General features: G+C 34.7%; 11 protein-coding genes. 6 read left to right on the top strand and 5 right to left on the bottom strand.

The genetic code is table 11. From position 1 onward, the window contains the following. The first annotated feature begins 269 nt into the window (after positions 1 to 269). Positions 270 to 1,544 (top strand): ribonucleotide-diphosphate reductase subunit beta, encoded by a 1,275-nt coding sequence (locus tag ACEN2N_RS08770; protein ID WP_441823976.1) that lies wholly within the window; start codon positions 270 to 272, stop codon positions 1,542 to 1,544. Then, on the top strand, positions 1,545 to 3,341 hold the full coding sequence (locus ACEN2N_RS08765) for a ribonucleoside-diphosphate reductase subunit alpha (protein ID WP_441823975.1): 1,797 nt from the start codon (positions 1,545 to 1,547) through the stop codon (positions 3,339 to 3,341). Positions 3,342 to 3,551: 210 nt separating this feature from the next. Here the strand turns inward: ACEN2N_RS08765 and ACEN2N_RS08760 are convergent, their stop codons facing one another. From ACEN2N_RS08760 to pta, 5 genes are all read right to left on the bottom strand, one after another. Continuing rightward, entirely contained in the window at positions 3,552 to 3,815 is a 264-nt protein-coding gene (locus tag ACEN2N_RS08760) for a hypothetical protein (RefSeq protein WP_441823974.1), read from the bottom strand. A 2-nt stretch (positions 3,816 to 3,817) separates the two neighbouring features. Beyond that, on the bottom strand, positions 3,818 to 4,162 hold the full coding sequence (locus tag ACEN2N_RS08755) for a phage holin family protein (RefSeq protein WP_441823973.1): 345 nt from the start codon (positions 4,160 to 4,162) through the stop codon (positions 3,818 to 3,820). A 5-nt stretch (positions 4,163 to 4,167) separates the two neighbouring features. Next, a complete protein-coding gene (locus ACEN2N_RS08750) occupies positions 4,168 to 4,497 on the bottom strand; it encodes a YtxH domain-containing protein (RefSeq protein ID WP_441823972.1) in 330 nt (109 codons plus the stop codon). 144 nt (positions 4,498 to 4,641) lie between these two features. After that, the gene (locus tag ACEN2N_RS08745) at positions 4,642 to 5,826 is read right to left on the bottom strand and encodes an acetate/propionate family kinase (RefSeq protein WP_441823971.1); all 1,185 of its coding nucleotides are present in this window, start codon (positions 5,824 to 5,826) and stop codon (positions 4,642 to 4,644) included. A gap of 10 nt (positions 5,827 to 5,836) precedes the next feature. Beyond that, on the bottom strand, positions 5,837 to 7,930 hold the full coding sequence (pta, locus tag ACEN2N_RS08740) for a phosphate acetyltransferase (protein ID WP_441823970.1): 2,094 nt from the start codon (positions 7,928 to 7,930) through the stop codon (positions 5,837 to 5,839). Between the two features lie 295 nt (positions 7,931 to 8,225). On the opposite strand from pta, the gene ACEN2N_RS08735 reads away from it, so the two are divergent. From ACEN2N_RS08735 to ACEN2N_RS08720, 4 genes are all read left to right on the top strand, one after another. Further along, positions 8,226 to 8,993 (top strand): TIGR00730 family Rossman fold protein, encoded by a 768-nt coding sequence (locus tag ACEN2N_RS08735; RefSeq protein WP_441823969.1) that lies wholly within the window; start codon positions 8,226 to 8,228, stop codon positions 8,991 to 8,993. 57 nt (positions 8,994 to 9,050) lie between these two features. Further along, positions 9,051 to 9,998 carry a L,D-transpeptidase gene (locus ACEN2N_RS08730; protein WP_441823968.1) on the top strand — a complete coding sequence of 316 codons (948 nt, stop codon included), beginning with the start codon at positions 9,051 to 9,053 and terminating at the stop codon, positions 9,996 to 9,998. Positions 9,999 to 10,061: 63 nt separating this feature from the next. After that, positions 10,062 to 10,463: a hypothetical protein gene (locus ACEN2N_RS08725; protein ID WP_441823967.1), complete on the top strand. Its 402-nt coding sequence runs from the start codon at positions 10,062 to 10,064 to the stop codon at positions 10,461 to 10,463. Between the two features lie 78 nt (positions 10,464 to 10,541). Continuing rightward, entirely contained in the window at positions 10,542 to 14,879 is a 4,338-nt protein-coding gene (locus tag ACEN2N_RS08720) for a CusA/CzcA family heavy metal efflux RND transporter (protein ID WP_441823966.1), read from the top strand.

Here is a 14,879-nt window from a genome sequence, read left to right as displayed (position 1 = left end):
TATTTGATAAAAAATAATTTATAAAAGTTTTAGGTAAAGTATTTCTTTAATAAAAATTAACTTTCGTCTTCAGATAATTTATTATAAGTAATTGATTATTAGTTTATTATATTGATTTATGAATAATATTCTTAATAAGTTATTTTGTCTCAAAAATGAAATTGTTGATAACCCTGTTAAAAGCTTAAAGAGGATAATGTGAAATTAAGGTGATTAATTTTCGACCTTTACATCTCTCTTATTAACTACATCAATAACCTTAATTTAACATGAGAATCACAGAAGTCATAAAAAGGGATTTTTCTACAAAACCTTTTCATTTACACAAAATTACCAATGCCATTTTAAAGGCTATGACAGCTGTTGAACATGGTGGACCCGGTGAAGCAGAAATAATATCAAATAATGTTCATTTAGCATTGCTAGAAAGAAAGCAGGCAGATGAAAGTTATATTCCTACAGTTGAAGAAGTTCAAGATTTCGTTGAGAATAAATTAATGGAAAGTGGTTATTTCGATGTGGCGAAGGGTTATATTCTTTATCGAAATGAACAAGCGCAAAAAAGAAAATCGAACATCTTTGAAAAGCGTATAAATCTTAAGCCATATGAGTATCCTGCATTAAATGATTATGTATCTGCCATAAGACATTCATATTGGATCCATACCGAATTTAACTTTACAAGCGATATTCAAGATTTCAAAACTGGGTTGACCGATATTGAAAGAAACGCAATTAAGAATACCATGTTGGCGATATCTCAAATCGAGGTTGCTGTTAAAGGTTTTTGGGGAGATATTTATCACAAAATGCCGAAGCCCGAAATTGGAGCAGTAGGAGCAACATTTGCGGAGAGTGAAGTAAGACACCACGATGCATATTCGCATTTGTTAGAAATATTAGGTTTAAACGAAGAGTTTAAAAACTTAAAGAAGAAACCGGTAATAATGAAGAGGGTTCATTATTTAGAAACCGCTCTTAAAAATTCTAAGAGCGAGAATAATCAAGAATATGCCGAGTCGGTTTTATTGTTCTCGTTATTTATAGAGCATGTGTCTTTATTTTCTCAGTTCTTGATTATGATGGCTTTCAATAAGCATAAGAATATGTTTAAAGGTATTTCTAATGTTGTTGAGGCTACCTCTAAAGAAGAGCAAATTCACGGCGATTTCGGTATCGATATTATAAATATTATTAAGGATGAAAATCCTAAATGGTTCGATAAAGAATTTCATGGAACCGTTCAAGAAATGTGTAAAGAGGCATTTTTATCGGAAAGTGATATTATAGATTGGATTTTTGAAGCCGGTGAAATTGATTTCTTACCTAAGAAATTAGTGAAAGAATTCATTAAAAAGAGATTTAACGATTCTATTGAAAGTATAGGTATCGAAAAAATATTCGACGTAGACGAAGAATTACTGTCGCAAACAGAATGGTTCGATGATGAAATAATCGGTACCAAGCATGGCGATTTCTTCGTAAAGCGCTCTATCAATTACAGCAAAAGAACACAAAGTATAACCAGTGACGACTTATTTTAAATGAACGATTCAAAAATTAATTTAGAGACTAGCATACAACAAGAAGTAAAATTGAATGGTTCAAATGAACTGGTGCAAGCTAGAAAAGAAACACTTGAAAGCCTGAAAAAGGACAAAAAGGAAGGGTTTGAGTGGTTAAATGAAGATAGCCGTAACTTTTTAGGTTCTGGTTATTTAACTCCGGGTGTTTCAGCAGAAACACGTATTCGGGAAATTGCCGATAGAGCCGAGAAAATATTGGGTATGCCTGGTTTTTCAGACAAGTTTTATGGTTACATGAGTGAAGGCTTTTATTCATTGGCGTCACCAGTTTGGTCTAACTTCGGAAAAGAAAGAGGATTGCCAATTAGCTGTTTTGGATCTAATATATCTGATGACATGGGTAATATTTTGTATACGCAGTCAGAAGTAGGTATGATGTCTAAATTAGGCGGTGGTACATCTGGTTACTTTGGTAACATTAGACATAGAGGGGCAGAAGTTAAAAATAATGGTAAAGCTTCAGGAGCGGTACATATTATGCAACTTTTCGAATCTATGGTAGATGTAGTAAGTCAAGGTTCTGTTCGTCGTGGTCGTTTTTCTCCATACCTACCGGTAGAGCACGCAGATATTAAAGAATTCTTAGAAATTGGTACCGAAGGTAACCCAATTCAAGAGCTTACTCATGGTGTTACGGTAACCAATGAGTGGATGCAACAAATGGTAGATGGCGATGATGAAAAGCGTTCTATCTGGGCAAAGGTATTACAGAGAAGAGGCGAAATGGGATATCCATATATCTTCTTTAAAGACAACGCTAACAATGGTGCTGCAGATGTGTACAGAGAAAAAGGACACAAAATTCATGCAAGTAACCTTTGTACAGAAATAATGTTACCTTCAAGTGATGAGTGGTCGTTTGTATGCGTATTATCGTCTGTAAACGTTCTTCATTATGATAAATGGAAAGATACCGATGCAGTAGAAACAATGGTATTCTTTTTAGATGCTGTTATTACTGAATTCTGTGAAAAATTAGAAGTTTACCGTGATTCTGAAAGTCGTGAGGATCGCCAGACTTTTATGTTTATGGAGCGAGCTTACAACTTCGCAAAAGATAACCGTGCTTTAGGTTTAGGTGTTTTAGGATGGCATTCATTATTACAATCTAAAATGTTGCCTTTTAACAGTCAAGAAGCATATAATTTGAATAGTGAAATATTCAAAACAATCAAAGAAAAGTCATATAGTGCTTCAGAAGAATTAGCTGATAAATTCGGTGAGCCAGCAGTATTAAAAGGCTATGGTAGAAGAAATGCAACGTTGAATGCAATTGCACCAACAACATCTTCCGCGTTTATTTTAGGTCAGGTATCTCAAGGTATTGAGCCAATATGGTCTAATACGTATGTTAAGGATATTGCTAAAGTGAAGACTACGATTAGAAATCCTTTCTTGGTAGAACTTTTAGAGGATAAAGGAATGAACACAACAGAAGTGTGGCATAGCATCCGTGATTTTGACGGTTCTGTACAGCATTTAGATTTCCTTTCAGACTTAGAGAAAGATGTCTTTAAAACATATTCTGAAATTGACCAGATGGATATCATCTATCAAGCAGCGAACAGACAAAACCATATTGACCAAGGTCAATCGGTTAATATTATCGTTCACCCAGATATGCCAGTTAAAGAAATCAATAAGATTCACGTAACTGCCTGGAAATTAGGTTTAAAGTCGTTATACTACCAACATAGTATGAACGCTGCACAAAAATTCAAACAAAAGAAAGATTGTGCTAGTTGTGAGGCTTAAGCCTTTAATGAACTAGAATAGTATATAGAATTAAATCTGGTGTTTTAGCAAGCAAGTATTGTTTGTTTAAAGCACCAGTTTTTTTTTATTGAAATGCGCAATGTTAAACGAATAGATAAATAGGTAGACAAGTGAGGATATGCAGATTTTATAACCGCAGGCAGTTAAATTGAATAGTTAAGAAGAGATAACTATTGCCTAGAACTTACTTTAAGAACGGTCTCTATTTTTAGGTTTACGTTTACTTTTTATGAAATCAAGTAGTTTACCAGAAAGGAAAGTGATGACTAAGCTTTTAATAGTTTCTTTTTGATTAAAAGTAGCTCCTAGTCCATATCTTAGTTGACGAGGTACTAAATCTGTTTTAGCGCTATTAAACTGCAGTTTAATGCTTTCTTGTGCGATTAGGCGTTGAAGATTAAGAACTTTCAAGCGGTCATCTATTTCTTCAAAAGAATGGTATTGCTTGCTCATAATCAGTCAAAATAATATTTAGATAATTTTTTAAGTACAGGTTTGTTTAGTTGTTCTCTAAATATATAGAGCATAATTGCTATAAGAATATAAAACCCGGCTACGATAATAAAACCAATGAAGTAACTGTTCATAAGTTCAGATAGCCACAAACAGGCTGCGAATGACAGAAACAATAATGCGAATAGACTACTGATACCTATTAAAAAAAGTTTTAATATGCCAGTAGCATTTTTTGATAAGACTTTAAATATTTTAAGTCTATAATATTCGTCGCTATGTTCTAAATATGACCCCATTTCGGATTTTATCCCCATGAGGTCATTTTTTAATTCTTTAAAAGCCATAGCTGCTATTTATGTAGTTGAGCGTTTTTTGCTTTTAATTCTTCTAGTTTTTGTTCTAATTTGTCGATGATATCATCTGCCTTGTAACTCATCGTTGAAATTGCTTCATCTAATTTTCTGTCAAAAGCATCTTTCTGTTCATTGGCAGATTTAGTTAACTCATCTTTTGCGTGAGAAACTCTTTCAGCTATTTCATGACTGGTATCTTCAACTTTTCTCTTGATTCTATGACGTGTTTCAATTCCCTTATCAGGTGCGTATAAAATTCCTATTCCAGCGCCAATAGCAGCTCCGGTTAATATTGCTAATAAAATATTTCCATTATCATTTTGCATAATACTGAATTTTAAGTGTTTATGAAATTTATATTTCAAGATAAAATTAATCACTTAAAAATACTTGGCATATGATTTACGTCATATTTGATAATAGGTAGCGTAAATAGAAAAAGCATATTGAAACTATATCTTCATAGAAAACTAGTTAAGTAGCTCATAAACTTGTTTTGCAATTTCTAATTCTTCATTAGTAGGTATGACTAAAATTTTAACCTTAGAACCTGTGGTATTTACTTCTCTAATATTTTTTGATCTTAGGTCATTTTTTGAATCATCTAATTGAAAATTAAAATAACCCATATCTTTACAAACTAATTGGCGCATTAGGCTAGAATTTTCGCCAATACCTGCAGTAAATATGATGGCATCAAGTCCGTTCATGGTAGCGGTATATGCTCCGATATACTTCTTAATCCGATATGCATTCATCTCTAAAGCTAAAATGCAGTTTGCATTGCCATTGCTAGCTTCCTCTTCGATATCGCGTAAATCATTAAAACCGGTAAGACCTAGCATACCGCTTTTTTTGTTCAATAATTCGTTGACATCATCTAAGCTATATCCTAAAGTATTCACCAAATAATAAATGATAGAATGATCAATATCACCACTTCGTGTACCCATAATTAGTCCGTTAGAAGGTGCGAATCCCATACTGTGATCAATACTTGTACCATCTTTAATTGCGGTAATACTGCATCCGTTTCCTAAGTGAATAGAAATAAGTTTTGTGTTTTCTTTATGCAGATACTCATTTGCTTTTTCAGAAACATATTTATGACTGGTACCATGAAATCCGTATGCTTGAATTCCGTCGTTCTCATATAATTCATTAGGAATAGCATATTTTTTTGCTTTAACAGGAACAGTGCCGTGAAAGGCGGTATCAAAAACTACCACTTGTTTTGCTGTGGTAAATATTTCTTCTGCCATAACAATACCTTGCAAATTAGCAGGGTTGTGTAATGGAGCCAAAGTCGAGAGCTTCTTAATCTTTTTCTTAACCTCTTCATCAATTAAAGTTGTCTCTGTATAATCGGCACCACCATGAACAACACGATGCCCAATGGCATCAATATCTTCGGTGCTATTAAGTACACCAATTTCAGCATCTAATAAAAGAGAAGTAATACGTTCTAGACCGGCTTTATGACTGGCTATTTCGTAAATTTTTTCAACCTTATTGGTTTCGGTCTTATAATTAGAAATGGCATCTGTACTACCAATACGCTCAATAGACCCAATGCAAATAACCTCTTTAGAGGGCATTTTTATAAGTTGGTATTTAATGGATGAGCTACCGGAATTGATAATTAAAATATTCATGAAAATTGGTTTAAAATCCTTCTGCTTGAATAGCAGTTATGATTACGGTATTAAAAATATCATCTACGGTACAGCCACGGCTTAAGTCATTTACAGGCTTATTTAAACCCTGTAACATTGGTCCGATAGCCAAAGCACCAGTTTCACGTTGTACCGCTTTGTACGTGTTGTTACCAGTATTTAAATCAGGAAATATAAACACACTAGCTTGCCCTGCAACTTCAGAATCGGGCAATTTACTGAGTCCGACTTTAGCATCTACCGCAGCATCATATTGAATAGGACCTTCCACTTTAAGGTCAGGTCTTTTTTCTCTAATAATTTCCGTTGCTTTTCGTACACGGTCTACATCTTCACCTACACCAGAAGCACCCGATGAATAAGATAACATAGCTATTTTTGGTTCTATACCAAACGCAGCGCTTGTAGCTGCCGATGAAATAGCAATTTCAGATAACTGCTCAGAATTAGGGTTGGGGTTAATGGCACAATCTCCAAAAACGGTAACCCTGTTCGGTAGGCACATGAAAAATATAGAAGATACTATAGATACGCCTGGCTTAGTTTTGATAAACTGTAATGCAGGTCTTATAGTATGTTGGGTAGTATGAATGGCGCCCGATACCATACCATCGGCATGACCTTTATGTACCATCATAGTACCAAAATACGATACATCTTCCATTAAATCTTTAGCCATTGCCAAGTTTACATTTTTATGTTTACGCAATTCGAATAGGGTAGTGGCGTAATCTAAGAAATGGACAGATGCGGTTGGGTCGATGATATTGATATCGTTGGTATTTAAATCGATATCCAATTCTTTTAATTTAGAAATAATCTGCTCTTTATTTCCCAAAAGAGTAATGGTAACAGCATCGGCATCGATTAACTTTTTGGTCGCTAATAAAATACGTTCATCTAATCCTTCAGGTAAAACGATATGTTTCTTCGAAGATTTAGCCTTTTGAAGAAGGTTATACTGAAACATTCTTGGGGTTATACCTTTCGCTTTAAACGTAATTAGCTTTTCAGCCAATTCTTCGGTAGGTATATACTTTTCGAACTCTTGAATAGATGTTAGTATTTTCTCTGTGTTTTCGGCATAAATACGTGGTCTAATAGTACCGATTTTATTGGTAACATAGAAAGTACCACGAGCAACAGAAAGTATTGGTATAATATCGGAAAGACCTTCTATTAACTTAATAATTGAATCTTCGGGTATAAGACCACCAGTTAATACAATACCAGATAGGCTAGGGTAATTTGTGGAGATATTCGCCTGTAATGCTCCTAAAATAATATCTGCACGATCACCAGGTGTTATAACAAGGCTGTCGCTTTTTAAATGCGTCAGGTAATTACGTAATTGCATGGCGCCAACGCTAAAACTACCGACTTGGTTGTTTATATAATCTTCACCAAAAAGAACTTTTGCATCTAGCTCTTGGGCGATTTCTTTTAATGTTGGGCTACCTAAAATAGTATTTACGGGTATGGTGCCTACCAAAATATCATTCGGTAATTTTTCTTTTAATCCGTTAGAAACAAGAGTTACATTTTCTGGTTGTACCTTGTTAGCTACAATAAGAAGTACTTCGACACCTTTCTCTTTAAATGAGTCGTATGCCATGTAGAGATTGCCAACCAATTCATCAAGGGTTTTGTTTTTTCCGCTTGCGAGAATTACTGCCGGTATACCTAAGTTTTTAGCAATAAGAACGTTAATATCCCATTCAATAATTGCACCTTCTCCTGAAAAATCGGTTCCTTCTACTAAAACAAAATCGAATTTATTTTCGATAGTTTTATACTTGTGTATAATATGCCCTACAATTTCATCGTCTTTGTCCTTGTTTTTTAATTGAACCACTTGGCTACGTGTGTATGCATAAGCCTCTTCTGGTTTCATATCTACATTAAAGTAGCTGAGAACAGTATCAATGTGATTATCTGTTTTACCATTGGGAACATCATCAATAATAGGTCTGAAATAGCCAACTTTGGCAGTTCTGCCCAAAAGAAGTTGCATAAGACCTAGTGAAACAATAGATTTTCCACTATTGGGTTCTGTAGTAACAATATAGATAGCTTTACTCACGTGTAAAAGGGATTGGTGTTTAACAAATTTATAGGATTCTTTACGGATTCGGGCTTACTATGCAAAAATCTGACACTTTAGTTTAAAGTTGATAATTCTATAGTTGTATTTGAAGTCATGATTTCTAAAATATGAAATATATAAGTAAGTTTAGTTACCGCATTTGAAGTGTCAAAAATAGTTAGGGTATTCATGCTTTAAAATGATATATCTCATATTATAAACATGAGATAAGTCATTTTCACCTTTGTCAGTAACAACTACTTTTGGTTCTATTATTAATTATCTGAAATAAATGCCGAACGAAACAAAAACAAATTCTAATTCCTTCTTTTTAAGTGAAGAGCGTGCTTTTCTTGACGGACCACGAAGTCGGTTTAAAGAATTATGGTTTACGTTTAAGGCACAGTATCAGTTTATTAGGGCATTTAGAAAACTACATTTTATTGGTCCGTGTGTTACCGTATTTGGATCTGCCCGTTTTAAAGAAGATAATCCATATTACAAACAAGCAGAGGAAGTAGGTAAAGCTTTATCGGAAATGGGTTTTGCGGTAATGACAGGTGGCGGACCTGGTATTATGGAAGCTGCAAATAAAGGCGCTTATCTAAATAATGGATATTCTATGGGGTGCAATATAATACTGCCGCATGAGCAAAAACCAAATCCGTATTTACATAAATGGATAAATATTCCCTATTTCTTTATTAGAAAATTTTTATTACTCAAATACTCCTTTGCCTTTGTGGTTTTGCCTGGTGGCATTGGAACCTTAGATGAACTTTTTGAAGCGGTTACCTTAATACAGACAAAAATGATACAAAACTTTCCAGTAGTCATTTTTGGAAAAGAATATCATAAAGAATTATATCATCACATACAAACGATGGCAGAAAATGAAAGTATATCTAAAAAAGATATGGACTTAATGTTCTTGACCGATTCTGTTGATGAGATGAAAGAACATTTAAAAGAGCATGCTGTCAAAAGATTTAAACTTATTAAAAAACCAATGCGAACCAAGTGGTGGTTTGGCGAGAAAAAACCAGTTAGAACAACTTAAAAACCCTCTTCAAATCTCAATTCTAAATTTTTAGGAATTATAACAAAGGAATACCATATGCTTAAAATCAATAGTATAAAAATAGTTTTATTCATTTTTACCTCAGTGGTGTTTATTTCTTGTCAGTCTAAGAAGCAGACAGACGTTGGGGCTTTACAGATAGATAGTACAGCAGTATCAACAAGAGAAGCCATAAAAAAGATTGAGCGTATAAAAATTTTGGATAATATTAAAGTTGGTAGCTATTTTCAATTTATGGATTCTGTAGTGAACAGGTACGATTCTCTGGTACCATATGTGCTATCTGAACATCTATTGGTACGTAATAACCCATGGATTATAGATACTTTGGCAAATACAGATTATTATAGAATGATGGCGCGTGATTCTTTTGTCTATGATCAAAAACAAATGATTGTATTACCAAAAGGTAGTGAGTTGATAGTACCAGATTCAATTACAGCATGCAGAATATTAGAAGATTTTTCAACAACTGAAATTGATGTTAATATTCCCGAATATAAATTGCGCATTTTTCAAGATTCTATTTTACTACACACATTTCCGGTTAGGGTAGGGCAATATCGAGAACGCTATTTAAAATTTGGAGATCGCGTAACAGACTTGAGAACAAAAACAGGAAAAGGAACGATAGTAAGGCATGCCAAACATCCAGATTTTTATAATCCGGTAGATGGAAAACGCTTTTATGTAACTAGAAGAGATGATGGGAAAACGACCATGATGCCTCAAATACCTTGGATTGAAACTGAAATCAATAATGTTAGAAATGGACAGATGATTCACCCAACTACAAATCCTAAAACACTAGGCAAGGCATATTCAAATGGATGTATAGGTTTAGGTGAGGCAGACGCTTGGATAGTGTATTATTATGCACCCTTAGGTACAAAACTTAAAATTAGATATGATTTAGAAACGTATGATGAGGGTATGGTCATATCGGTACTAAGAGATGTTTATCATATAGCTGAGAATGATTAACTTACCTATAGTTTATACTAAATTTAAATAATAAGTGCTTACAATTTTATTAATTTTACAAACGTGAACAAACTGTTTTCCATATTGTTATCATCGCTCATCATGCTGCAAAGCTTTGGTGTGCATTACGATGATATAATACAGTTAGATGAATTAATCGAACACGCTCAATTTCATAGTGAGCAATATGGCGATAATGTTATTGTTTTTCTTTCCAAGCATTATGGTGAGTTAAAGGCAGACCATCAACGCGATCATCAAGAAGAAAAGAAAGATCACGAAAAATTACCTTTTAATCATAGTGGTACATCACATATTTCTGTAGCCGACGTTTTTATTAATAGCTATAAGTCAGAATTAAACGAATTAGAATTTTCAGATTATACAGCGTCAAATTTCTATTACCAAGCACCTTCTTCTTCATTGCATTCAGAGAGCATTTTACAGCCGCCCCGCATTTCATAATACAATCGATTTTTTATTTTTTTTAGTTCAAGTTCATATTTAGGAATTTGAGCGATTAACATTGATTTATATGAAAAGATGCTATCACATATTATTAACTTTAGCTTAAAGAATAAGCTCATTATTCTTTTGTTTACCGTATTTATCATTGGGTACGGTTTATTTGCACTTTCTCAAATACCTATTGGGGCTGTGCCAGATGTTACCAATAATCAGGTTCAGGTAATTACGACATCACGTAATTTATCTACTCAAGATATGGAGCAATTCATAACATATCCGGTAGAACTTGAAATGGCGAATTTACCGGGAGTCAAAGAAATTCGCTCGGTGTCAAAGTTTGGTTTGTCTGTTGTTACCATCGTTTTTGATGACGATTTAGGTACGTATTTGCCTAGACAGCTTATTGCCGAGAAAATTGCTTCTGCTTCAGAGAAAATACCAGCAGGTTTTGGTACACCACAAATGGGGCCGATTACAACAGGGTTGGGAGAAATCTACCAATACGTGTTAGAAGTAGAGCCAGAATACAAAAATGAGTATACCACGACCGAATTGCGAACCATACAAGATTGGATCGTAAAACGCCAATTGTCTGGTATACCTGGTGTGGTCGAGGTAAACACTTGGGGCGGATTTCTAAAACAATACGAAGTTGCTATAAATACGCAGAAGTTAAATGCCATGAACATTACCGCCAGTGATGTTTTTAAAGCGCTGGAAACTAACAATAGTGTTTCGGGTGGCGGTTATATAGAAAAGGTGAATCAGGCTTTCTTTATTCGCGGGGAAGGATTGGTTTCATCGCTAGAGGATATCGGAAATATTGTTATTACCACTAAAGAAGGATTGCCAATTTATATTAAAGATGTCGCTACGGTTGATTTTGGTACCGCAGTTCGTTTTGGTGCCATTACTGGTAATGGCGAAGGCGAGAAGGTATTGGGACAGGTAATGATGTTGAAAGATGCGAACTCTAAAAAAGTGATTGAAGCAGTAAAAGAACGCGTTGCCGAAATTTCAATGTCGTTACCAAAAGGCGTTTATATTAATCCGTTTTTAGAACGGAGCGAACTTATTGCCAAAACAACCTTCACCGTTAGCGAAAACTTAATATTAGGATGTTTAATTGTCATTTTTGTCGTGGTATTACTGCTTGGTAATTTTAGGTCAGGTTTGGTGGTCGCATCTATAATTCCGCTTTGTTTGTTATTCGCATTATCACTCATGTACATATTTGGCGTCGATGCCAATTTAATGAGCTTGGGGGCTATTGATTTCGGCATCATCATAGATGGTGCAGTAATAATTGTAGAATTTATTGCCTTTGAAATTACAAGAAAGCAACACGAGATTAATAGTTTAGCCAAAATAGATCAGCAGCACTTAAAAGATGAAATCACTTTTGACGGAGCATCTAAAATGATGAATTCTGCCATTTTTGGGCAGTTGATTATATTAATCGTTTTTATTCCCATTCTATCTTTAAGCGGAGTAGAAGGTAAAATGTTCAAGCCTATGGCGTTGACGTTTAGTTTCGCACTAATTGGTGCGATGATCTTGTGTTTTACTTATGTACCAGTAGCTGCATCGATATTTTTAAAACCGTCAAAAGAGTCAGATAAGAATATTTCTGTTCGTTTAATGAAATGGTTGAATAAGAAATATGACCCTATTATAAATTGGGCTTTGCAAAGCAAGAAATTGGTTTTAGGTATTGCAGCGATTCTCCTCATAGGGGCAACTATTTTATATACGACTATGGGCGGCGAGTTTGTACCAACTTTAGATGAAGGTGATTTTGTAATTCAGCCCGTATTAAAAACAGGAACTTCATTAAGTAAAACGGTAGAGATTACCACCGAGATTGAGAAGATTTTACTCGATAATTTTCCAGAGGTGCAGCAGGTAGTCACTAGAATTGGAGCTGCCGAAGTACCCACCGATCCTATGTCTATGGAAGAAAGTGATGTCATCATAAAACTGGCACCAAAAGGGGAGTGGACAAGTGCCGATTCCAAAGATGAACTAGCTGATAAATTTAAAGAGGCATTAGCCATTATTCCGGGTATGGAAGTAGAATTTACGCAGCCTATAGAAATGCGTTTTAATGAACTGATTACAGGTGTTCGTGCAGATATTGCCATAAAGATATTCGGTCCTGATTTAGACGTTCTAGCCAAAAAAGGAAATGAAATCGGAGTACTGATTAAAGACGTTGAAGGAGCTGCAGATATAAGTGTAGAGAAAATTGCAGGTTTGCCCGAAATGAGTGTTGATTATGACCGAGCCAAAATTGCTCGCTTCGGATTAAATATTCAGGAACTGAACGATTTGGTCTCTATGGGATTTGCCGGTAAAACTGCCGGAAATGTTTTTGAAGGTGAAAAAAGGTTCGATTTAGTTGTGCGCTTAGATAAAGCAAAACGACAAGATATTGATGACCTTAAAAACCTATATGTTGATTTGCCCGAGGGAGGAAAGATTCCTTTAAGTGAGTTGGCAGATATTACGTATAAAAAAGGCGCAGCAAAAATTTCTAGAGATGACACGAAAAGAAGAACAGTGGTGGGGGTAAATGTCCGTAATCGCGATTTGCAATCTGTAGTAGATGATGTTCAAAAACTAATAAATGAAAATGTAAAATTACCGGCAGGGTACACCATTACCTATGGTGGTCAGTTTGAAAACTTACAAAGTGCCCGAGACCGGCTTTTAGTAGCAGTACCCATAGCGCTAGTACTCATTTTTGTATTGCTATATTTTGCATTTAAATCTGTAAAAGAAGCTCTTATGATATATTCCGCAATTCCGTTGGCAGCAGTTGGTGGTGTATTGTTGTTATGGATGAGAGGTTTACCGTTCAGTATTTCTGCAGGGGTAGGTTTCATTGCATTGTTCGGTATTGCAGTATTAAATGGTATCGTTTTGATAGAGCATTTTAAAGAGTTGAAAAAGTATTCTTTTGATAGTTTAGATGATTTAATAAAACAAGGTACAAAAGACCGTTTACGAGCAGTATTGTTAACAGCATCTGCTGCAGCACTAGGCTTCTTGCCCATGGCAATATCTACCAATGCAGGGGCAGAAGTTCAGAGACCTTTGGCCACAGTGGTTATAGGTGGTCTGTTTACGGCAACTATATTGACCTTAGTAGTATTTCCGGTGTTATATTCCATTTTTGATAAACATGAAAACTCAAGAAAACCAATTCCTAAAACTACTTTGCAAAATGGTATTGCGTTTATAGCACTTCTCGTATCTTTTGGAGTGTCTGCACAAGAACCGGAAGGGCAAAATCTCGATGAATTAATTCCCTTGGCTATCGAAAATAACATGGGTTTAAAAGCAGGTCGACTAAAGGTTGATGAATCTGAAGCATTGATCAATAGTGCATTTATGTTCAATAAAACACATGTGTATTATGAATATGATGAAAATAATCTAGCCATCAACAATGTACCATTAAAGGTATTTGGCGTACAGCAAGATTTTCGTTTTCCGACTGCTTATTTTTCTGAAAAGAAGGTTAATAAGGTGAAGACTAGTTTGGTGAAAAGTGAATATGATATTAAGCGTAAGGCGATAACCAGGGATGTTACGAGAAGTTATTACGAGTATCAAATTGCACGAGAAAAAGTTAGGGTCTATAAAAGACTTGATAGTTTGTATGCCAATTTTTCACAAGTGGCAGCGAGAAGGTTTGAATTAGGGGAAACCAATTATTTAGAGAAAATAACCGCGGCCTCTAAACAGCAAAAAATCAATTTAGACTATCAACAAGCTATTCAACATGTTGCCGCGTCTTATGCCAATTTGTTGCAATTAATTCAGGCAGAAGATAGTTTAGTTATTTCTGAAGAAATGAACTTGAAAATTGAAGTTCAAGATATAAATGTAGACGCTTCTCCTGAGTCAGTATATTATGAAAATAATATGCAATTAATGGCTGCAGAGCGTAAACTAGAAAAGCAGCAGCTATTGCCAGATATCAGTCTAGCTTATTTTCAAGGAACCAACTCAGAATTAAACGATAATCTTTTAGGCTATCAATTAGGACTCAAGATTCCGCTTTTATTTACTGGTAACGCTTCTAGAATTAAGGCATCGAAAATTGCGAAAGAAAGAGCAGTGATCGAGTCTGTTGCTTATAAAATCCAAATAAAATCAAAGCAAGAAATTTTAGGGCAGCAAATCGTACAAATTCAAAACTCATTGAATTATTATGAGAATGAAGGCGCTGAGCTATCAGATGAAATATTGAAGACCGCAAACATCAGTTTTAGAAATGGTGAAATTGATTTCTATCAATATATACAGAGTTTAGAAAGTGCCTATGATATAAAATTGGGCTATCTAGATAAGCTGAAAGAGTATAACGAAACTGCTACAGACATTAATTTCTTAACATTATAA

The organism is Maribacter spongiicola (assembly GCF_052119685.1).
GTDB lineage: Bacteria > Bacteroidota > Bacteroidia > Flavobacteriales > Flavobacteriaceae > Maribacter > Maribacter spongiicola_A.
Note: the sequence above shows the minus strand (reverse complement) of the source record. Positions and strands in the feature narration are given on the sequence as shown.